Genomic DNA, 20493 nt, shown 5'->3' on the forward strand with positions numbered 1-20493 from the left:
TATGAAGACTTTTTTCCTGCAAACACGAATTTATAGCGGGGAAGGCAGCCTCAAAGTGCTGCAACGCTTCCATCAGCGCAAAATCTGGATAATTTGCGACGGTTTTCTGGCGACCTCACCGGTGCTGGATAACCTGAAACAAGCGCTACCCGCTGACAACCATATTAGTCTGTTCAGCGACATCACACCGGACCCCAACATCGCCACGGTGGTTAAGGGTATCGAACAGATGCAAGCGCTGCGCCCCGATATTGTAATCGGTTTTGGTGGTGGCTCGGCACTGGATGCCGCCAAAGCCATTGTCTGGTTTAGCCGCAAACAAGGACTGGAGATAGAAACCTGTATCGCCATCCCGACCACCAGCGGGACGGGCTCGGAAGTCACCAGCGCTTGCGTGATAAGTGATCCGGAAAAAAGTATTAAATACCCGCTGTTTGACGATGAGATTTACCCGGATATCGCCATTTTGGATCCTGCACTGGTCGCCACCGTGCCGCCAGTTATCACCGCCAATACGGGGTTAGATGTGCTGACACATGCGCTGGAAGCCTATGTGTCACCGCGAGCCAGTGATTTTACCGATGCGCTGGCCGAAAAAGCAGTGCAACTGGTGTTCCGTCATCTGGCAACCGCCTGTCGTAAAGGCGATTGTCTGATAACCCGTGGCAAAATGCACAATGCTTCAACACTGGCCGGCATGGCATTCAGCCAGGCCGGGCTGGGTATTAATCATGCCATTGCCCACCAATTGGGCGGCCAATTCCACATTGCTCACGGGTTGGCCAATGCCCTGCTGTTAGTGCCGGTCATTCGCTTTAACGCCGTGGATGCTCGGGCACGCAAACGCTATGCCCGACTGGCGAAGTTATGCCATTTCAGCCCGGCCAATGGTGATGATCGCGGTGCGGTTAACCAGCTGATTCACCAGATTGAGTTGCTGAAACGCCAATGCGGGCTACCTCAACCGCTGGTGGCAATGAAAGTCGACGAGCGCCAGTTGCAACAACGTATTCCCGACATGATTGCTGCAGCTCAAGCCGATGTGACATTGCGTACTAACCCACGCCCGGCTGATGACAAGGATATCCGCGGAATTATTGAGGCACTTTATGAGTGACATTCAAATGCCGGACGCCAACCTGCGGCGCGCGCCCCCCGCTTATGGCGAACTGGCGCAATGTGATGCTATGACAATTCAACAGCGAGTGCGTGATGCCGGGGTCGTTGGCGCGGGTGGAGCCGGCTTCCCAACTGCGGTGAAACTTCAGGCGCAAGCGGAGATTTTCCTGGTCAATGCCGCAGAATGTGAACCGATGCTGAAAGTGGATCAGCAATTGATCCCCCGTCAGGCGGCACGACTGGTTCGCGGTGTGCTGTATGGCATGACCGCAACCGGCGCTCGTGAGGGAATTATTGCGCTAAAAGCCAAATATAAGGAGGCGATTACAGCGCTGACACCGCTGCTGCCTGCGCAAATTCGGTTGCATATTTTACCCGATGTTTACCCCGCCGGGGATGAAGTGATCACTATTTGGTTGGCGACAGGTCGTCGGGTTCCTCCCGCCGCCCTGCCAGTCAGTATTGGTGTGGTGGTCAATAACGTGCAAACCCTGCTCAATGTGGCCCGCGCGGTTGAACAGCAATGGCCGGTCACCCGCCGCACCCTAACAGTCAATGGTGCCGTGGCTCGGCCATTAACTCTGACAGTGCCACTGGGGACATCATTACGGGAAGTGCTGGCACTGGCCGGTGGCGCGACCATTCCTCATCCGGCTTATATCAATGGTGGCCCGATGATGGGCCATGCCCTGCATGACCTTGATGCACCTGTCACCAAGACGACCGGTGGCTTACTGGTACTGCCTGCTGACCATTTGCTGATTACCCGCCGCACGCGCAGTGATCAGGATGTGCTCGCCATCGCCCGTACCGTCTGCGAACAGTGTCGCATGTGTACCGAACTCTGTCCGCGCCATCTAATCGGCCATGAATTACCACCGCATTTGCTGGTGCGAGCAATTATCTATCAACACGTTGCTACGCCCGATATTTTACTCAGCGCCCTAACCTGCTCGGAATGCGGTTTATGTGAAAGCTATGCCTGTCCGGTCGATATCTCGCCCATGCGCATTAACCGTCTGTTGAAAACACAGTTACGTGCCCAAGGTGCCCGCTACCAAGGGGAACTACGAGAAGCAGACCCGATGGCAAATTACCGCATGGTACCCATCTCGCGGCTAATTGCCCGTTTGGATCTGGCCGACTGGTATCACGCCGCGCCATTTAGTGAGGAAAGCTATTTGCCTCAACAGGTCATTTTGCCACTGCGCCAGCATATCGGGGCCGCGTCAGAAGCCGTCGTTGCTGTAGGCGAACGGGTTGAGCAAGGCCAATTGATTGGGCAAATCCCGAATAACGCCTTGGGCGCACCACTACACGCCAGTATCAGTGGTGTTATTACCGCCATCAGTAGCAGCGCCATCACGATTAGTCGGGGCTGATAGTATCTTTTCAAGAGGAATGGGCATGTCACAAGCCATTGGAATTGTTGAATTAAGCAGTATTGCCAAAGGGATGGAAGTCTGCGACCTGATGCTGAAAAGCGCCAACGTCGACCTGCTGGTAAGCAAAACCCTGTGCCCAGGCAAATATTTGCTGATGGTGGGGGGCGATATCGGGGCGGTGAGCCAGTCGGTACAAAATGGTGAGCGGCACAGCGGCCATCTATTGGTCGATAGCATCGTACTGCCTAATCTCCACCCTTCAGTGTTACCGGCCATCAGCGGCTTGAATCCGGTAGAAAACCGGCAAGCCGCCGGTGTGGTGGAAACCTGGAGTGTGGCAGCTTGCATTACTGCTGCTGACCGCGCGGTTAAATCCGCCAATGTCACCCTGGTGCGCATTCATATGGCATTTGGTATCGGCGGCAAATGTTATCAGGTGCTCAGCGGCGATATCGCCGATGTGCAGACTGCAGTAGAAGTCGCCAGCCAGTGTGCCGGTGAGAAAGGATTACTGGTTTACAGCTCAGTTATCCCGCGGCCCCATGAGGCGCTGTGGCGTCAGTTAGTTCAGGAGGCATGATGGAAGCGAACAGCACCCCCGAGCGCGTGATTCAAGAGTATGTCCCGGGTAAACAGATAACTCTCGCGCATCTGATAGCCAACCCTAATAAAGCACTTTATAAAAAATTGGGGCTAAACGATGTCAGTAGCGCCATTGGCATTTTGACCATCACCCCGAGCGAAGCTTCGATTATTGCCAGTGATATCGCCACCAAATCTGGCGCTGTTGAGATTGGTTTTATTGACCGTTTCACCGGGGCGGTGGTGTTTACCGGCGATGTTTCGGCGGTTGAGTATGCCCTGAAGCAAGTCATCCACACGTTGGGCGACATGATGAAATTTACCGCCTGCCCGATGACCCGGACCTGATGCCATGCAACGCATTATGTTGATTGGCCCCAGCCAGTGCGGCAAAACCTCACTGATTCAGCGTTTGCATGGAGAGGCACTTAATTACCAGAAAACCCAGTCCATTATCTGGCAGGACAATGCCATTGATACGCCTGGTGAATATTTGGAAAACCGTTGTTTATACAGTGCGTTATTAGCCAGTGCTTGTGAAGCCGATGTCGTGGGATTAGTGCAAAACGCCGATGCCACACAAAGCTGGTTTGCCCCGATGTTGGCGCAGGTTTTTAACAAGCCGGTGATTGGTATTATCAGCAAAGCCGATACCGTCAGCCACCCAAATCAACTGAGCTGGGCGGCAGATTGCCTCACTCAAGCGGGCGCACAGCACATTTTCATCACCTCGGCGCAAACCGGCGAGGGATTAACTGACCTTATGACTTATTTGAATCATTCTGGAGAGTCGCATGCCCGGTAAGATTATGGCGATTAACGCCGGCAGTTCTTCGTTGAAATTTCAGTTGTTTTCCATGCTAAATGAGCAGACCGGCCAACAGGACGAGCAAGTCCTGTGTCAGGGATTAATTGAGCGCATTGGCACGGACGATGCCGTATTTAACCTGCGGGCCGGTGATGTAAAATGGCGGGAAACACGCCCGATTGCCGATTGCCGACAAGGTGCTGAATATCTGCTTAAAGCACTGATTGAGCACAATATTATTGATTCACTAGATGAGATCATCGGCGTCGGCCATCGTGTTGCTCACGGCGGTGAGGCCTTTGCCGATTCAGTACTAATAACCCCGCAAGTGCTCGATAAAATTGAACAATTGGGCATATTAGCGCCCCTGCATAACCCGGTTAACGCGTTGGGCATTCGGGTATTCCAACTCGCCCTGCCCCATGCCAGCGCTGTAGCAGTATTTGATACTGCATTCCACCAGACTCTCAGCCAGACCTCATACCTTTATCCGCTGCCATGGCGCTATTATGAGGAGCTGGGTATTCGCCGCTACGGTTTCCACGGCACCAGTCATAAATATGTCAGCGCAGTTTGTGCCGAACGTATGGGACGACCATTAGAAGCGCTGCGAATTGTGTCCTGCCATCTCGGTAATGGCTCCAGTATTTGCGCTATTGGCAATGGCCGCTCGGTCAATACCTCCATGGGCTTCACCCCACAGGCCGGTATCATGATGGGCACTCGCAGCGGTGATATTGACCCCTCTATTTTACCTTTTATTCAGCAAACGGAAGGCAAAAGTGCGGCCGAAATTAACCACCTAATCAACAACCAATCCGGTTTGCTGGGCATCTCTGGCATCTCACATGATTACCGCGATGTGGAACACGCCGCCAACAGTGGTAACCCCCGTGCTGCGGTGGCTCTGGAGCTATTCGCCGAGCGGATCCGCGCAGTGATTGGCAGCTATATTGTGCAATTGGGTGGAATTGACGCGCTTATCTTTACCGGTGGAATTGGTGAAAATGCCCGCAATGCCCGTCAGCAAATATGCCGGGAGTTAGAGTTTCTTGGCATTGAACTGGATAAAGAGAAAAACCTCAAAAATCAGTTCTTCATTCAGCAGGATAATGCTCCAGTACAAATTGCCATCGTCAATACAAACGAAGAATTAATGATTGCCCGTGATGTCATGCGCGTGGCACTGAACTTGCCGGTACAGCCGGCCCTCGCCGCACAATGAGAGGCAATATGAAAAGTGGGAAAGTTTGGCTGGTGGGCGCAGGCCCTGGAGATGCGGCACTGATTACAGTAAAAGGCTTGCATGCTATTCGTCGGGCCGAAGCACTGGTTTATGACCGGTTAGTGTGTGCAGAACTGTTGGCTGAAGCCCCGGATGGTTGTGAAATGATTAATGTGGGGAAAACGCCCAATCACCATTTAGTGCCGCAGCCGCAAATCAATCAAATTCTGGTCGATTGTGCCCAACGTGGCCTAAATGTGGTGCGGCTGAAAGGCGGCGATCCGTATGTATTTGGGCGCGGAGGTGAAGAAGCCGAAGCTCTGGCGCTGGCAGATATCCCGTTTGAAGTGGTGCCGGGGATCAGTTCCGCTATCGGCGGGCTGGCCTATGCCGGGATCCCGGTAACACATCGTGATTATGCCTCCGGCTTCCATGTGGTCACTGGCCACTTGCGCCAAGGCAATGAGCCGCAGGACTGGGCAACACTCGCGAAGTTGGAAGGCACGCTGATTATCCTGATGGGAATGACGCAACTGACCACCATTTGCCAGCAATTGATTGCTGGGGGCAAAGCAGCCACCACACCCGCTGCGGTGGTGATGTATGCCAGCCACCAACAGCAGCAAGTGGCTAGCGGCACCCTGACCACATTAGCTGATCAAGTGGCGGCACAAGGCCTCTCGGCACCGGCTCTGATTGTTATTGGTGATGTAGTGCGCCTGCGCGATATACTGGCATTCACACCAGAAGCGTTGTCGCTAAACTCAATTCCCTCGCTTATGGTACTCTAAACACACAAGCTAACTAGGGGTATGACGCTGCAATGAGTGAGCATGGTGGGAATGTGCTTGAAATGGCACTGAAAATCGGGACTGACGCAGAAAATATCATTGATTTCAGTGCCAATATTAATCCGCTGGGGATGCCGAACTCTCTAAAAACCGCCATTGTTGAACAATTGGCTCGCGCGGAACACTACCCTGATGTTGAATATCGCCAGTTGCACAGTGCGTTGGCTCGCGCCCACCATTGCCTGCCGGAAAATATCATGGCGGGCAACGGTGCCACCGAACTGATTTACGCCGTGGTACATTATCTGCAACCGCGCAGCGCCCTGCTGCTAACGCCGGGTTTTGCCGAATACCGCCGAGCCTTGCAACGAGTCGGTTGTCAGATTCATGACCATGAGATGAGTGAAGCCGAGGGCTACCAGCCCGATGAACGGCTGTTAGACGTTTTAGTGCAGTTACGCCCAGATTGCCTGTTTCTGGCAACACCAAATAATCCTACCGGCCTAATGCCTGATGCGGCGCTGTTACAAGCTATTGTGCGGTGCTGCCATCAACATCACATTGCGTTAATTGTTGATGAAGCCTTTCTTGATTTTTTGCCCGATGAGCCGGGGCTTATCCCACAATTAGCGGATTTCCCCCGCCTTTATGTCTTGCGCTCCCTGACCAAGTTTTTTGCCATTCCGGGGCTGCGTTTAGGTTACCTGCTCAGTGGTGATTTGGCGGGTATCCGGCAAATGAAACAACAACGTGAACCTTGGACCATCAATGCTTTCGCCGCACTGGCGGGTGAGATTATTCTCGATGACCAGCCCTATATTAAGGCCACTCATGAATGGCTGGCGCAACAGCAACATTGGCTATATCAGCAACTATGCGCCCTGCCCGCATTGCAGGTGTGGCCAGGACGCGCCAACTATCTCTTCCTGCGCTGCTTAACACCGGAAATCAATCTGCAACAGGCATTATTACAGCACCATGTTCTGATCCGCCATTGTGCCAATTACCCCGGTCTGACACGCGACCACTACCGTGTGGCAATCAAAAGTGCGGCGGATAACCGGCAGTTGGTCAACGCCTTGCAGCAGGTTTTCAGCCATGGCTGAAGCTCGCTGCCCCGCCTCCTGTGGCGAATTGATTCAGGGCTGGATACTGGGAGGGGAAAAGCTCATTTCCTGCCCAGTGAATTGGTTCAGCACCGTGTCGGTCACTGACGGGGTTCCGGGCCACCATGAACGGCCGCGTATGCGCCAAATGCTGAGAGCGGTACTGGCTTACTTCGACCAACCTGCGGAACTAGCCCGTGGTCTGCACATCAGCTTCGACTCCACTATTCCGGTAGCAAAAGGGCTGGCAAGCAGTACAGCCGATATTGCCGCCACCGCACTGGCAACGGCTCGCCACCTGGGTGAAACACTGGACGAGGCGACACTGGCTACTTTGTGTGTCGGACTGGAACCCACTGACAGCACCTTGTTTCAGCGGCTGACTTTGTTCGATCATCAAACCGCCGCCACCCAAATTTCTTATGATTGGCAGCCCACAGTGGATATTTTACTGCTGGAAAGCCCAGATACTCTGAATACCGAAGATTATCACCGTCGCCATCGCCAGGCCGCGCTGCGGGCAAGTGCGGCCTCTTTGGCACAAGCATGGCAACTGTTTACACTGGCCGCCGAACACCACGATTACTCACTATTGGGCCAGTCCACCACACTGAGCGCCCGAGCCAGCCAGCATTTGTTGGTCAAGCCAGATTTTTCTGCCCTATTGGAATTAGTAGAAGAACTGGATTTATATGGACTGAATGTTGCCCACAGCGGCAGTGTGGTGGGGCTGTTGTTAGACCGTCAACGTCATGACGTAGAACAGCTTTATTGGCAATTACAACAGCGCAATATCAGCCAAAATTATCCGAGCCAACATCTGTTAACTATGGTGCCGGGCGGGGTGCGATAGCCCCAAAATACCGCGATTCACCCCCTGATAAGCCCCTAAAACACATCAAACCAGAATGTCCATGTAAATAGTGTTGTTATCACCCTTCTGACAACCATTTTTATGCAACTCTCATTGCTCCTTCCCTCAAAATCATGACGCCAGTCACAAACCGGGAAAGCAGCTATTTTGTCCATGTAAATAGCATTCAAAGATATGGGGAAAATAGCTATCGAGGCAGTAGAGTCCATCTACGGGAAATGTAGTCCAGATGTAAAATCTGTTTCCTCGTAAATCTTCATTTTTTTAAAAACATAAATATAACTTAAGCAATACAGAATATTACGTCAGCACCTAACAACGATAGCCTCAACCTACATTAGCTCCGGGAGCCTTAGATGAAAAAACTGAGTGTAAAAACGTTATTGGCGGCCAGCCTGTTCAGCATGATGGTGTGCTCGGGTAGTGCATTGGCGCAAGAAGTGGAAGTCGTCAACATCTCGAAAATCGCGGGGATGCCTTGGTTCAACCGTATGGGCGAAGGGGTTGAAAAAGCCGGCAAAGACCTAGGAATTAAAGCCTACCAAGTTGGCCCTTCCAGTACTGATGCCCCACAACAAGTTAAGATTATTGAAGATTTGATTGCCAAGAAAGTCAGCGCCATCAGTATCGTGCCAAACGATGCCGATGTACTGGAGCCCGTATTCAAGAAAGCGCGTGATGCCGGCATCGTGGTATTGACCAACGAATCTCCGGGGCAGCCAAGTGCTAACTGGGATATCGAAATTATCGATAACGCCAAGTTCGCCGCTGATAACGTGGAAGAAATGGCAAAAGCGATGGGCGGCAAAGGCGGTTATGTCATTTATGTGGGCAGCCTGACTGTGCCACAACATAACCTGTGGGCCGATTTGTTTGTTAAATACCAGAAAGAGCATTATCCGGAAATGTTTGAAGTGACCAGCCGTATGCCTGTTGCTGAAAGCATTGATGACTCACGCCGCACGACACTAGACCTGATGAAAGCACATAGCGATTTGAAAGGTATTGTGGCATTCGGTTCACAAGGCCCAATTGGTGCCGGCCGTGCAGTGAAGGAAAAACGCGCGAAAAACAATGTCCACGTATTCGGCATGATGATCCCATCTCAGGCTGCATCGTTAATTAAAAGTGGTGATATCGCCATGGGCGTCACTTATGACCCAGGTTCTGCCGGTTATGCCTTGACTGCTGTAGCGGACAAAGTGCTGAAAGGCGAGAAAATCGAAACTGGCATGGAGATCCCAGGGGTAGGTAAAGCGGAAGTTAATCAGGATAAACACCTGATTCAGTTCCATAATGTGTTACGCGTCACCAAAGATAACGTGGATTCTCTGTATTAATCCACAGCATGACCGCAGAGCCGGATGCACTGTTCGGCTCTGCTATTAATGACATTGGGTGTTAGGGGATCTATGCAGCCATTTATTACCCTGGAAAATATCAGTAAAACCTTTTATGGCGTCAAAGCGCTAAATAAGGTGGCTATGACTCTATTGCCGGGTGAGGTTCATTGCCTCGCAGGGCAGAACGGTTGTGGAAAATCAACACTGATCAAGATTATCTCCGGTGTTTACCAACCCGACACAGATGCCGTGATCACCATCGATGGCAAAACCTATTCAACCCTGACCCCGATTGAATCTGTCCGTCTGGGGATTCAGGTGATTTATCAAGATTTATCATTATTCCCCAATCTGACCGTGGCTGAAAATATCGCCATGAACCATTATCACCACCATCTGTGGGTGAATAAACGCCAGATGCGGGAAACCGCCGAGCGCGTCATTAACAGTATTGATGCCCATCTTAATCTGGACGATTTGGTTGAGGATTTACCTATCGCCCAGAAACAATTAGTCGCTATCTGCCGCGCGCTGGCACAGGATGCCCGCCTCATTGTGATGGATGAACCTACCGCGTCTCTAACCCGACAAGAGGTTAACGGCTTGCTGCGAGTGGTGCATGAACTGAAATCACGTAATATTTGCGTGGTATTTGTCAGCCACCGCTTGAGCGAAGTGCTGGAGATTTCAGACCGCATTACCGTGCTGAAAGACGGTAACTGGGTTGGCACCTACCCTGCTACTGAAGTGGATAACCAGCGGCTGGCGTGGTTGATGACCGGGATGAAATTTGACTTTCAGGTACTCCCGCCTTACAGCGCAGACCGCCCGGCAGTGCTGGCGGTAGAAGAGCTTTCCCGCGGAAACGAATACCACAATATTTCACTGACTTTGCATCCCGGCGAAATTGTCTCACTGGTCGGCTTACTGGGTTCTGGCCGAACAGAGCTTTGTCTCAGCCTATTTGGTTTAACTACGCCGGAGTCCGGCACCATTCGTATCAATGATAAACCAATGTATTTCGCCAGCAACCGCGATGCCATTGCTGCTGGTGTGGGTTATGTTTCGGAAGATCGCATGAGCACCGGGCTGATTATGGAGCAATCAATCCGCGACAATATCAGCGCCACTGTATTACACCGGCTTAAAAATGCCTTCCACCTGATGCGAACTGAACGAATCGATACACTGGTCGAAGACATGGTGAAGCACCTGTCGATTAAAATCGGCAATAGCGATTTGCCGGTCAATACATTATCTGGCGGGAACGCCCAGCGCATTGCTATTGCCAAATGGCTGGCAACCGACCCACAAATTCTGATCCTAGACTCGCCAACTGTAGGGGTGGACATCGCCAACAAAGCCGGTATTTATAATATTATCAATGCATTGGCCGCGCGGGGGATTGCAGTATTAATGGTTTGTGATGAGATTGATGAAGCTTACTTTAATAGCCACCGTATTTTAGTTATGCGGTCCGGGCGGCTTGTGCAGGAGTTCTTGCCGAGTAACAGCAACGAAGCAGCCATTGCGGAGGTAGTAAATGGCTAACCCCCATGCACTTAATAAATCTGATGTTGGTAAAACAGGTTTATTCAATAAAGAAAATCTGAAACGCCATGAGGTCATGTTGGCTTTCACTATATTGATTATTTCGACTTATCTTGCATTCACCAGCCCAGATTTTCTCACGCTCGCCAATATTTATGACTTGATAAATAACTATGCCATGTTGACCATTTTGGCGTGTGGTTTGTTTATCGTATTGATTTCTGGCGGTATTGATATTTCATTCCCGGCGATGACCATTATCTCGCAATATGTCATGGTGACATTAATTGTGAAGTTTGGTGGTAACTTCCCAGTGGCCTTCGCGCTGGCTGGGGGCATCGGCTTATTGCTGGGGTTGATTAATGCGCTATTGGTTAATCGCCTGCGCGTGCCATCCATCATTATTACCATTTCCACACTGAATATATTCTACGGATTACTGCTGTATCTCAGCCGGGGCATCTGGCTGTATACCTACCCGGAATGGTTCGAACACGGGCCGATGTTGTTCTCCTTCACGGCTGCTGATGGTTATGACTATGGTCTTTCGCTGCCCATTTTGACCTTGCTGACGACCATTATTGTCACTGCCCTGCTGATGACTCGCACAAGTATTGGCCGGCAAATTTATGCATTAGGTGGGAATCAGGAAGCGGCATCCCGCATGGGATTCAGCATTCTTAAACTGCAACTGTTTGTTTATGGCTATATGGGCTTCTTATCCGGAATCGCCGGGGTGGTGCAATCCTATACCGTTTTGACGGTGGCACCAGACTCGCTGCTGGGTTATGAACTCACCGTATTGGCAGCGGTAGTGTTGGGCGGCACCAGTATTGTCGGCGGGCGCGGCACCTTAACCGGCACTCTGCTGGGGGTGATTTTGCTGGCAATACTACAAAATGGTTTGAATTTACTGGGTATTTCGTCGTACTGGCACACCGTGGTTATCGGTCTGGTGATTGTCATCAGTATCAGTGTGACGGCCTGGGGCCAACGTCATAAGGTAGGGATATAACCATGTCGAAAACAACTCAACGTGATCATACCGAGCGCTGGCTGGTAGCACTGCTGGTGCTGGTGGGGGGGGTATTCAGTGTCCTGATCCCGCAGGTATTCTGGTCTACGGCTAACTTTCAGTCCATCGCCTCACAAATCCCTGTCGCGGGAGTATTGACGCTGGCAATGGCCATCACCATGCTGACCGGCGGTATCAACTTATCAATTATTGCTACTGCGAATGCCAGCGCACTGGTGATGGCCTGGGTTTGTACCCATCTGGAGCCCACCTTCAGTTCAATGATATTGATGTTGTTAGCCGGGGCTTCGGTTGCTTTGGTGGTGGGGATTATCAATGGGATACTAATCTCGGTTGTTCGGGTCTCCCCTATTTTGGCGACGCTGGGCATCATGACCTTGCTTAAAGGCGTGAATGTGCTTATCTCCAAAGGTTCGGCAATTTCGAACTTTCCAAACTATGTGCTGGCGTTGGATCGCAGCTATTTTCTCGGGGTTCCGGTGCCGCTTTATCTGTTTGCTGCGGTGGCGTTGGTTATCTGGCTTATTCTGACCAAGACCCCACTGGGTCGCCAGATATACCTGTCCGGCTCTAACGAAAAAGCCACCTTTTTCTCGGGGATTAATACCCGGCGCACACTGATTTGGGTGTATGTGATTTCATCATTACTGTGCGCTGTCGCGGCATTGTTGATGATGTCAAAACTCAACTCGGCCAAAGCTTCTTACGGCGAGTCATTGCTGCTTATCACTATCTTGGCGACAGTCTTGGGCGGGGTGAATCCTGATGGCGGATTCGGGAAGATTTTCGGCATAGTGTTAGCGCTGTTCTTACTGCAAATGCTGGAAAGCGGGCTGAATATCATGGGGGTGAGTAGCTATATCACTATGGCTCTGTGGGGTTCGCTGCTGTTGGCGTTTATCTTTGTGAAAGGCGCGAAGATCCCGGCATTGAGTTTCTTACGACAGAAAAAACCGTCAAATTAAGAATATTTTCTCCAAAAGAAAAGGCTGGCGATTAATGCCAGCCTTTCTCTTGATAGCATTAAAATAATGCTATCAAACCAGAGTGAAGTTACTTAACTTCGCCCATCGCTTTCAGTTTTTTCGACAATTCACGGCGTTCTTTAGACAGATCCGCATTTTTGATGATGTAATCATCAACACGATCTTCGTAGTCACCACGCATGTTAGCGATAATGGCCTGAACCTCTTCGATGCTCATCCCTGGCTTGATGTATTCACTCAGGTTATCGAGCAACAGAACGCGTTTTTGGTTATCACGGATTTTCTTTTCGTTATCAACGATTTCGCGCTGCAACTTGTTTTTGCGACGGAACATACGCACAAACTCCAAAACGTCCTGGAAAGTTGGTTTACTTGCATTATCCATTTTCACACCTTCACTTAAGTTTTACACAAATTCAATTGCTGGTGACCAGGCTACCTGCACCATACCGCTTTGCCGTACCTGGTGACAAGATTCATTGAGTTATCTTACCTGCTTTACCCGCCAGACAGAAATTTCATCTGCCTTAAGATCCGATTGATCACCTGCGCAAGGTCATATTAATCAGATCATCCAATTCCTCAAGCTGTTTGGTTAACTCAAGACTCAGCCAAACATAGCCATAAATCGGCGTTTCAATCTGTTGTTCTTGCGTCACGGCCAACATCAATGATTTCAACTCAGTCGAGATTTCACCCAATTCACCGGCAACTTCCCGCTCACGGGCCGGTGAACCATCGCGCAAACTGTCACTTAATATATTAAGAGTGCGGATCGTCATCAATTGAGTGCTGCGCAAACCTTTGGCATTGAGCATAATAAAATGGCTTTCTCGCGATGACCAATAGGCATCCACCAGCAATTCCAACGTGCAAATCAGATTGCGGCTTAATGTCTGGATAGCCTCAAAAACATCTTTATTAATATGGGATTCTTTACTGGCTGGCGCAATGAAAGTACGCATTTTAACTGATTGATTAAGCGCGTTTTTTAATTTTGGCTCTAATCGTGGGCGCTCAATAACATTGGGTGATAAATAAGCAGCATAGATTTGGCTGATTGCGCGCAAATTATCACTCATTTGCATGCGCCAATGGGTAAAGGCGCGCTGCGGATAGACACTGGTAAAAACTAACGCCAATAATGAGCCAAAAATAACATCGCCGCTGCGCCACAGCGCCGTCGCCATATCCCCTGGAGCTGACCCGCACACCACCGCCAATGTGATGCCGATTAGCAAGGCCATGTAGGGGCGTTTGCCCAACGTCAGGTAGCCGCACAGGAACATTACCACCCCACACCAGGCCAGCATCAATATTAAAGAATAGGACTCAAGGTAAAGCGCTATCAGGCCAGATATCGCGCCAAAAACAGTGCCACCAATACGCTGCATGGCTCGGGACAGCACATTGCCCCAATAGGAAATAGGCCCCATCACCACCACTAATGTTATCAGCGGCCAAGTGCCCTCAGGAACCGCCAGTAAGCGGATAATCAGGAACGTTAAGATAAACGCGAGCGTAATACGTAAAGCATGCGTAATGCGGTAATGGGTATAAATCAGGTTATCCAATGGCGATATTTTTTTGTTCAGGCGCACAACTTACCTACTTCCAATAAGATACCAAAACCTAAGTCTAGCTGAGTTATTTCACTCTGGCACCGGGTTAACCGTTACCAAAAGTGGCAGGAACAGGTCGGGGAGAATAGATATCCCCGTCAGATATTGCCCGACGGGGAAATAGACTTATTTAAAATCAACCGCCATTTGTTGCACAATAGACACGCCAGAACTGGACTCAACACAGCAAGCAATATAATCCGTGAAACGTGGTGACCTTGGCATACCCAGGCTGAGCAAACGTTCATTACTAAACCGCACGTTAAGCATGGCAAAAGCACCATATAAGCGCATGGCTTTTAGCATTAAGCGCTCATTGCAGGGGCCAAAAATCCCTTTCAGTTGGTTACGCATCTGTACCAATGCACCATATTCTACCTGGCAATAATCCGTGCCCATGGGTTTCTGCCGGGCAGCTGTTGACATCGCCTGATCAATCTCAGCGAAACTGACACTTTCTTTCTCTCCGGCAGAAATATGGTAAATATTTTCAGGTAAGTTTGGATGCAGCAAAATACACACTAAAGCATTAGCACAATAATCGACTGGAATAACATCAATATAGTCATCCAGAGAGCACATGAACTTACGCAGCATTAATGCCATACGAAATACCCAAAAGATGCTGCTGGAAGGTTGGCAACCCAGACGAGTATGCCCAACAACAATCGATGGCCGGGCAAATACCAATGGTAATCCTGGGCATTCTTCGGCTAATAGACGTTCAATTGCTGATTTTGATTTGGTGTATTCCACCAAATGAGCATCATCTTCGGCGGATAAGATCCGCTCACTCACCACCGTGTCGGCATCTGGAGTGCAAGACATGGCCGTGCCTACGTGAATAAATCTTTGTAAACCAGAAACTTGCGCCATTTTTTTGCCAAAGGCTAATGTGCCATCGACATTCACTTTCCAAATTAATGGATTATTGCCGAAGGAGGCAACTGCAGCACAATTAATAACATGCGTTACCTTATCGATACGCGGGTCATTGATAAAACTGTCCGGTTCCGCTAAATCACCTAATAAAATATGGCTAACATCTATTTTATTCAATCGCCCATTTGGGAGATAAAATTTCGCCATATTCTCTCGAATACGAGTAAGCCCCTGCTCCGGTGTATTGGCCCGGACCAATAATAAATAATTAAAATCTGAGTTTTCCAACAATAGCTTTTCGAGTACAGCTCCGCCCAGAAAACCAGTTGCACCGGTTAACAGAAGTGTTTTCACTATGAGTCCTACTTATTATATTCAGTAGGCGAATTGTATGAATAGCTAAGTAAACGGCAGGTAAATATTAGTGAGATCGGCTTACTTTGAGTGAAATATAATTATTTCAAAATAAATCCTGACGTCCCAGCCCGGCTGAAATGATATTCTAAAACCAATGCCATTGGTCACTGCGGCTTACCGCTAGCGGAGGCCCGTCATAAAGAATGACCATAAGAATTAAGGGTTAAACTGAATAATGTCAGATAAAAATAAGCAACCAACATTTTATGTGCACGATTATGAAACCTTTGGTCAGCGCCCGGCATTAGACCGGCCAGCGCAGTTTGCCGGGGTACGCACCGATTTGGATTTCAATATCATCGAAGAACCCTTGGTAGTTTACTGCGCCCCCGCAGATGACTATCTGCCGCAGCCAGAAGCCGTCATGATCACCGGCATCACCCCACAACATGCTTTAGCCAATGGGGTAAATGAAGCTGAATTTGCACGCCAAATCCATCAGGCTTTCAATGTACCCGGCACTTGTATCCTCGGTTACAACAACATTCGTTTCGATGATGAAGTTAGCCGCAATATTTTCTATCGTAATTTCTACGATCCCTATGCCTATAGCTGGCAAGGGGGTAATTCTCGCTGGGACTTGCTTGATGTCATGCGCGCCTGCTACGCCCTGCGACCGGACGGCATTGTCTGGCCGGAAAACGAAGATGGCCTACCCAGCTTCAAATTAGAGCATTTAACTAAAGCCAATGGCGTCGAACACTTACATGCCCATGATGCGATGTCAGATGTGTATGCCACCATCGCTATGGCAAAACGGGTAAAACAAGCCCAGCCGCGGCTGTTTGATTACCTCTATCAGCATCGCAGTAAACATAAAATAAACGCACTGATTGATATCGCGGATATGACGCCACTGGTTCATGTGTCCGGCATGTTTGGTGCGGCACGCGGTAACACCAGTTGGGTCGCGCCATTGGCATGGCATCCTGAGAATAAAAATGCAGTAATTATGTGTGATCTGGCGGGTGACATGTCGCCCCTGCTGGAGCTGGACAGTGATACATTGCGTGAGCGGCTGTATACCCGCCGCGATAAACTCAATGCTCAAGACGCTGCCGTGCCACTGAAACTGGTACATATCAATAAATGCCCGGTGCTGGCTCCCGCCAAAACCCTGCTGGCAGAAAATGCCGAACGACTGGGTATTGACCGTCAGCGCTGCCTGCAAAATCTGCAACTGTTGCGGCAAAATCCGCAAGTCCGCGAAAAAGTGGTCGCCCTGTTTGCTGAAGCCGAACCTTTTGCCGTGCCCGACGATGTGGATGCACAGCTCTATAATGGCTTTTTCAGTGATGCTGACCGCGCCACCATGAAAATTATTCTGCAAACTGAGCCGCAAAATCTGCCAGCACTGGATTTGACATTCCAGGACCCACGACTGGCAGAGCTACTATTCCGTTTTCGCGCACGTAACTACCCTAATACCTTGACTGATAAGGAACAAAAGCGCTGGTTAGAACATCGTCGTGAAGCACTGAATCCAGAAAGAGTGCAAGACTATGTGCTGCAACTGGAGCAGTTTTATAATCTGTATGAGGGAGACAAAGAGAAGCTGGCCCTGCTAAAAGCACTGTTTGACTATGCCAGAGATCTGGTGAGTTAACATCGATAATAGATTTAATCCCATAAAAAACGGAGCCATATGGCTCCGTTTTTCGTCAGCAATAACAAGCGATTACTGTGCCAGTTCGCCATTAAATTGTGGCAGCGCCTGACGGAAAGCACGGGTTTTCCAGATCATATAAAGCAGACCAATTGACCCCCACACCAAGCCCAGCGTCATTGAGCTACTTTCCAGATTCATCCACAGCACACCGACCGTCCCTGCACCAATCATCGGCAGAATCAGGTAGCTTAAATGATCCTTAAACGTTTTATTACAACGTTCGCGGATATAGAACTGTGAAATCACTGACAGGTTAACGAAGGTAAAGGCCACCAGCGCACCGAAGTTAATCAATGCTGTTGCCGTCACCAAGTCAAATGAAATAGCAGACAATGCCACGCCGCCAACCAACAGTACGTTGATTGCCGGGGTACGCCATTTCGGATGCACGTAACCAAACACTTTCTCCGGGAATACCCCATCACGACCCATCACATACAACAAGCGCGAAACGCCGGCGTGCGCGGCCATACCAGATGCCAACACCGTGACACAGGAGAAGCACAGAATGACTGACTGGAAGAATTTACCGGCCACAAACAGCATGATTTCCGGCTGCGATGCATCAGGATCCGTGAAGCGCGAAATGTCCGGGAAGTAGAGTTGCAGGAAATAAGACACCACAATAAAGATGATGCCGCCAATCAATGCCGTCAGGAAAATCGCTTTCGGGATGACTTTACCGGCATTCGGTGTTTCTTCAGACAGCGAACTGATGCCATCGAAACCGAGGAATGAGAAGCACAGTATCGTGGCCCCGGTTATCATCGGCACCAAATGGGCATTCTCAGAATAGAACGGACGTGGGCTAACCAGTGTGCCTGTTCCTTCACCTTGATAAACACCGTGAATCAGCAGCCCCATAAAGACCACCATGACAGCCACTTGGACTACAACGATGATTGAGTTCAGGTTAGCAACCACATTAATGCCACGCAGATTGAACAGCGTCATCAGGCTAACTAGTGCGCCGACAAAAATCCAAGATGGCACGCCTGGGAAAATCGCCTCGAGATAAATTTTTGCCAACAGAATATTAATCATCGGCATGAACAGATAGTCCAGCAGTGATGACCAACCCACCATAAAGCCAACATTTGGGCTAATGGATTTCTGGGCGTAGGTATAGGCCGATCCCGCAGATGGGAAGCGCTTAACCAATTTGCCATAGCTGATGGCAGTGAACAGCACCGCAATCAGCGCAATGGCGTAAGAAGTCGCGACGTGACCATCGGTCAGGCCGGATACAATGCCAAAAGTATCGAAAATAGTCATCGGCTGTAAATAAGCCAAACCCATCATCACAACTTGCACTAATGTCAGTGTTTTTCTAAGTTGAACACGGTTATTGGTGCCAGTTTGATTGGTACCGACGGCAACAGTAGCGTTATGCGTCATGATTCAGCCTCCCCATACCTTTAACCCAATTTGCAAGTGTAGCTCGCAGGTCAGAGGTGACGGGGAAACTTCGTATCTGCCTGGGATACGTAAGTGGGGAAACGAGAGCGGTGTAACGGGTATTTGCCATACCAGTTGCTCCATAATCGCTGCATGTGCAGCGCATACCGGTGGGCACCGGCGCCAGTGTGAATAATTGCCCCATCTTTCTTTCCTCATAACGGCGATTTTCGTATGTGAATAATCGCTCGCGGACCTGTTTATCTATCCGGATCGTTGTCCGGCCTCTTGATTTGTGAAAACACGAATGCAAAAAAATAACCGACGCGTTTAAACGTCGGTTATTCCATGGCGCGTATTTTGCCCTAACTTGGGAGCAAAAAACAAGATGTTAAACCGCTTGAAACAATATTCTTATGTTCGTTTGATCTAAACGGCTATTCCCGCGCGCTATCAGCGCTGAGCAGCAATTTCCACCCGCTCAATCGCCGCCCATATTTTGTCTGAATTCAGCGCAATCGGCAGATAATGAATTGACTCACTCGGCTTCAGAATTCGGCCAATCACACGCTCAATAGCATCGCGATCATTAATATCAACATCCAATGCAGCCAAATGTGTCGGCAGACCCAATTTATTAAACGCCACAATCAATGATTGTAATGCTTCATCCTGCTCTAGCAGGGCGGTCTGAACTAAAATTCCATAGGCCACTTTGGTGCCATGCAAGAAATGCTCAGTTTGAGGCAACAGTGTCAAACCATTGTGTACAGCATGTGCCGCCGCCACACGCGTATAACGTTCCCCCAATCCGCCGACCATACCGCCACCGGCAATAATCGCATCAACCACATCAAGGAAATCCTGCGTCAACTCACCTTGCTTAACTGCTTGCAAGGCGGCTTCACTTTGCTTAAGCAATACATTACGAATATCCAAAGCCGCCTGTAATCCCAAACGAACGGTCAGAGATAGTGTCTCCGGTTGTGGGCTAAGAACCACGGCTTCGTACCATTTCGCCAATGTATCGCCAATTCCTGCCAGCAGATATTCCACTGGTGCCCGCAAAATAATACGCGGCTCGACTAACACCAAATGATTGGCGTCTTTGAATATTTCAAAATTCAGTGCTTGCCCGGCATCGTTGTACCAGACTGAAAGCGGTGTCCAGGCCGCACAGGTTGCCGCAATAGTCGGAATAGCCACTAACGGCAAACCCAGCTTACGCGCCACCACTTTTGCCGTATCCAAAACCGCCCCGCCACCAATACCGATGACCACCTGCCGGTCATCGCCCGCAGCTTTTACCAACTCAGCAACCGTGGATTCGCTGCAATGGGTCGAAAATGAAGCGCGCACTGCTTGAGGGCTGTTAAATTCTGCTGGCAGATAATCAATGGCTGCCGCCAAGGCGCGCTCACCATAAATCCACAGCGCATTATCCAGTGCAGCCTGAGGATAAAACTCGCTCAGTTTGTCTATAGCACTTGGAAAAGAAAAATAGTTGGCAGGCCCCACCTGCACTCGGATTGCGTTCGCGCTCATGCCCCTGTTCCTTTTAAACCATTATTTATTTTAAGTTGTGATGTTATCTGTGTTTTCCCATCTTAAGGGCAGACTTATTATTGTTTAATAATTTTTTGATATACCTTAACTATTTTAGTTTGTTGCGAATAATAGAAACTGTGTTAAAAAAGAA

General features: G+C 49.7%; 20 protein-coding genes. 14 read left to right on the top strand and 6 right to left on the bottom strand.

Going from position 1 to position 20493, the window contains the following annotated elements; genetic code table 11:
* Position 1: 1 nt before the first annotated feature.
* The 13 genes from F0T03_RS13825 to F0T03_RS13885 all read left to right on the top strand — a co-directional run bounded on the left by F0T03_RS13825 (position 2) and on the right by F0T03_RS13885 (position 12785).
* Entirely contained in the window at positions 2-1117 is a 1116-nt protein-coding gene (locus tag F0T03_RS13825; RefSeq protein ID WP_159678981.1) for a 1-propanol dehydrogenase PduQ, read from the top strand.
* Positions 1110-2501: a 4Fe-4S dicluster domain-containing protein gene (locus tag F0T03_RS13830; RefSeq protein WP_162526952.1), complete on the top strand. Its 1392-nt coding sequence runs from the start codon at positions 1110-1112 to the stop codon at positions 2499-2501. Before F0T03_RS13825 ends, F0T03_RS13830 begins: the two co-directional genes overlap by 8 nt.
* 25 nt (positions 2502-2526) lie before the next feature.
* Positions 2527-3084 (top strand): BMC domain-containing protein, encoded by a 558-nt coding sequence (locus F0T03_RS13835; RefSeq protein WP_145556257.1) that lies wholly within the window; start codon positions 2527-2529, stop codon positions 3082-3084.
* The gene (gene pduU, locus F0T03_RS13840) at positions 3084-3434 is read left to right on the top strand and encodes a propanediol utilization microcompartment protein PduU (protein ID WP_005157716.1); all 351 of its coding nucleotides are present in this window, start codon (positions 3084-3086) and stop codon (positions 3432-3434) included. Before F0T03_RS13835 ends, pduU begins: the two co-directional genes overlap by 1 nt.
* Positions 3435-3438: 4 nt before the next feature.
* Positions 3439-3891, top strand: a complete 453-nt coding sequence (locus tag F0T03_RS13845) for a EutP/PduV family microcompartment system protein (RefSeq protein ID WP_159678983.1) — start codon at positions 3439-3441, stop codon at positions 3889-3891.
* On the top strand, positions 3881-5119 hold the full coding sequence (locus tag F0T03_RS13850) for an acetate/propionate family kinase (protein WP_145556259.1): 1239 nt from the start codon (positions 3881-3883) through the stop codon (positions 5117-5119). Before F0T03_RS13845 ends, F0T03_RS13850 begins: the two co-directional genes overlap by 11 nt.
* Positions 5120-5127: 8 nt before the next feature.
* Positions 5128-5910, top strand: a complete 783-nt coding sequence (gene cobA / locus F0T03_RS13855; protein ID WP_145556260.1) for a uroporphyrinogen-III C-methyltransferase — start codon at positions 5128-5130, stop codon at positions 5908-5910.
* Positions 5911-5942: 32 nt separating this feature from the next.
* Positions 5943-7016 carry a threonine-phosphate decarboxylase CobD gene (gene cobD, locus F0T03_RS13860; protein WP_159678985.1) on the top strand — a complete coding sequence of 358 codons (1074 nt, stop codon included), beginning with the start codon at positions 5943-5945 and terminating at the stop codon, positions 7014-7016.
* Positions 7009-7869, top strand: coding sequence for a GHMP family kinase ATP-binding protein (locus tag F0T03_RS13865; protein WP_145556262.1), 861 nt, complete (start codon positions 7009-7011; stop codon positions 7867-7869). The genes cobD and F0T03_RS13865 overlap by 8 nt, the downstream gene beginning before the upstream one ends.
* Before the next feature lie 425 nt (positions 7870-8294).
* Positions 8295-9230 carry an autoinducer 2 ABC transporter substrate-binding protein gene (locus F0T03_RS13870; RefSeq protein WP_246169964.1) on the top strand — a complete coding sequence of 312 codons (936 nt, stop codon included), beginning with the start codon at positions 8295-8297 and terminating at the stop codon, positions 9228-9230.
* Positions 9231-9302: 72 nt separating this feature from the next.
* Complete coding sequence (locus tag F0T03_RS13875) at positions 9303-10784, top strand: sugar ABC transporter ATP-binding protein (RefSeq protein ID WP_162526953.1); 1482 nt, start codon at positions 9303-9305, stop codon at positions 10782-10784.
* A 76-nt stretch (positions 10785-10860) separates the two neighbouring features.
* Positions 10861-11799 (top strand): ABC transporter permease, encoded by a 939-nt coding sequence (locus F0T03_RS13880; protein ID WP_246169965.1) that lies wholly within the window; start codon positions 10861-10863, stop codon positions 11797-11799.
* A 2-nt stretch (positions 11800-11801) separates the two neighbouring features.
* A complete protein-coding gene (locus F0T03_RS13885) occupies positions 11802-12785 on the top strand; it encodes an ABC transporter permease (protein ID WP_145556266.1) in 984 nt (327 codons plus the stop codon).
* Positions 12786-12873: 88 nt separating this feature from the next.
* Here F0T03_RS13885 and tmaR read toward each other — a convergent pair whose 3' ends face one another.
* The 3 genes from tmaR to F0T03_RS13900 all read right to left on the bottom strand — a co-directional run bounded on the left by tmaR (position 12874) and on the right by F0T03_RS13900 (position 15664).
* Positions 12874-13191 carry a PTS system regulator TmaR gene (gene tmaR / locus F0T03_RS13890; protein WP_002217522.1) on the bottom strand — a complete coding sequence of 106 codons (318 nt, stop codon included), beginning with the start codon at positions 13189-13191 and terminating at the stop codon, positions 12874-12876.
* Positions 13192-13348: 157 nt separating this feature from the next.
* Complete coding sequence (locus tag F0T03_RS13895) at positions 13349-14407, bottom strand: FUSC family protein (RefSeq protein WP_159678987.1); 1059 nt, start codon at positions 14405-14407, stop codon at positions 13349-13351.
* A gap of 147 nt (positions 14408-14554) precedes the next feature.
* On the bottom strand, positions 14555-15664 hold the full coding sequence (locus tag F0T03_RS13900; protein WP_159678989.1) for an SDR family oxidoreductase: 1110 nt from the start codon (positions 15662-15664) through the stop codon (positions 14555-14557).
* A gap of 238 nt (positions 15665-15902) precedes the next feature.
* On the opposite strand from F0T03_RS13900, the gene sbcB reads away from it, so the two are divergent.
* The gene (sbcB, locus tag F0T03_RS13905; protein WP_159678991.1) at positions 15903-17333 is read left to right on the top strand and encodes an exodeoxyribonuclease I; all 1431 of its coding nucleotides are present in this window, start codon (positions 15903-15905) and stop codon (positions 17331-17333) included.
* Between the two features lie 72 nt (positions 17334-17405).
* On the opposite strand, the gene F0T03_RS13910 is transcribed toward sbcB, so the two are convergent.
* The 3 genes from F0T03_RS13910 to F0T03_RS13920 form a co-directional block, all read right to left on the bottom strand.
* Positions 17406-18794: an APC family permease gene (locus F0T03_RS13910; RefSeq protein ID WP_145556270.1), complete on the bottom strand. Its 1389-nt coding sequence runs from the start codon at positions 18792-18794 to the stop codon at positions 17406-17408.
* Positions 18784-18999: a hypothetical protein gene (locus F0T03_RS21850; RefSeq protein ID WP_050106821.1), complete on the bottom strand. Its 216-nt coding sequence runs from the start codon at positions 18997-18999 to the stop codon at positions 18784-18786. The genes F0T03_RS13910 and F0T03_RS21850 overlap by 11 nt, the downstream gene beginning before the upstream one ends.
* Positions 19000-19247: 248 nt before the next feature.
* Positions 19248-20339, bottom strand: a complete 1092-nt coding sequence (locus F0T03_RS13920) for an oxidoreductase (protein ID WP_159678993.1) — start codon at positions 20337-20339, stop codon at positions 19248-19250.
* Positions 20340-20493: the final 154 nt, after the last annotated feature.

The sequence above is a fragment of the Yersinia canariae genome (assembly GCF_009831415.1).
GTDB lineage: Bacteria > Pseudomonadota > Gammaproteobacteria > Enterobacterales > Enterobacteriaceae > Yersinia > Yersinia canariae.

Coding starts and splice junctions, on each gene's coding strand:
- F0T03_RS13825 (WP_159678981.1), top strand. CDS start 2: ATGAAGACTTTTTTCCTGCAAACACGAATTTATAGCGGGGAAGGCAGC.
- F0T03_RS13830 (WP_162526952.1), top strand. CDS start 1,110: ATGAGTGACATTCAAATGCCGGACGCCAACCTGCGGCGCGCGCCCCCC.
- F0T03_RS13835 (WP_145556257.1), top strand. CDS start 2,527: ATGTCACAAGCCATTGGAATTGTTGAATTAAGCAGTATTGCCAAAGGG.
- pduU (WP_005157716.1), top strand. CDS start 3,084: ATGGAAGCGAACAGCACCCCCGAGCGCGTGATTCAAGAGTATGTCCCG.
- F0T03_RS13845 (WP_159678983.1), top strand. CDS start 3,439: ATGCAACGCATTATGTTGATTGGCCCCAGCCAGTGCGGCAAAACCTCA.
- F0T03_RS13850 (WP_145556259.1), top strand. CDS start 3,881: ATGCCCGGTAAGATTATGGCGATTAACGCCGGCAGTTCTTCGTTGAAA.
- cobA (WP_145556260.1), top strand. CDS start 5,128: ATGAAAAGTGGGAAAGTTTGGCTGGTGGGCGCAGGCCCTGGAGATGCG.
- cobD (WP_159678985.1), top strand. CDS start 5,943: ATGAGTGAGCATGGTGGGAATGTGCTTGAAATGGCACTGAAAATCGGG.
- F0T03_RS13865 (WP_145556262.1), top strand. CDS start 7,009: ATGGCTGAAGCTCGCTGCCCCGCCTCCTGTGGCGAATTGATTCAGGGC.
- F0T03_RS13870 (WP_246169964.1), top strand. CDS start 8,295: ATGATGGTGTGCTCGGGTAGTGCATTGGCGCAAGAAGTGGAAGTCGTC.
- F0T03_RS13875 (WP_162526953.1), top strand. CDS start 9,303: ATGCAGCCATTTATTACCCTGGAAAATATCAGTAAAACCTTTTATGGC.
- F0T03_RS13880 (WP_246169965.1), top strand. CDS start 10,861: ATGTTGGCTTTCACTATATTGATTATTTCGACTTATCTTGCATTCACC.
- F0T03_RS13885 (WP_145556266.1), top strand. CDS start 11,802: ATGTCGAAAACAACTCAACGTGATCATACCGAGCGCTGGCTGGTAGCA.
- tmaR (WP_002217522.1), bottom strand. CDS start 13,191: ATGGATAATGCAAGTAAACCAACTTTCCAGGACGTTTTGGAGTTTGTG.
- sbcB (WP_159678991.1), top strand. CDS start 15,903: ATGTCAGATAAAAATAAGCAACCAACATTTTATGTGCACGATTATGAA.
- F0T03_RS13910 (WP_145556270.1), bottom strand. CDS start 18,794: ATGACGCATAACGCTACTGTTGCCGTCGGTACCAATCAAACTGGCACC.
- F0T03_RS21850 (WP_050106821.1), bottom strand. CDS start 18,999: ATGGGGCAATTATTCACACTGGCGCCGGTGCCCACCGGTATGCGCTGC.
- F0T03_RS13920 (WP_159678993.1), bottom strand. CDS start 20,339: ATGAGCGCGAACGCAATCCGAGTGCAGGTGGGGCCTGCCAACTATTTT.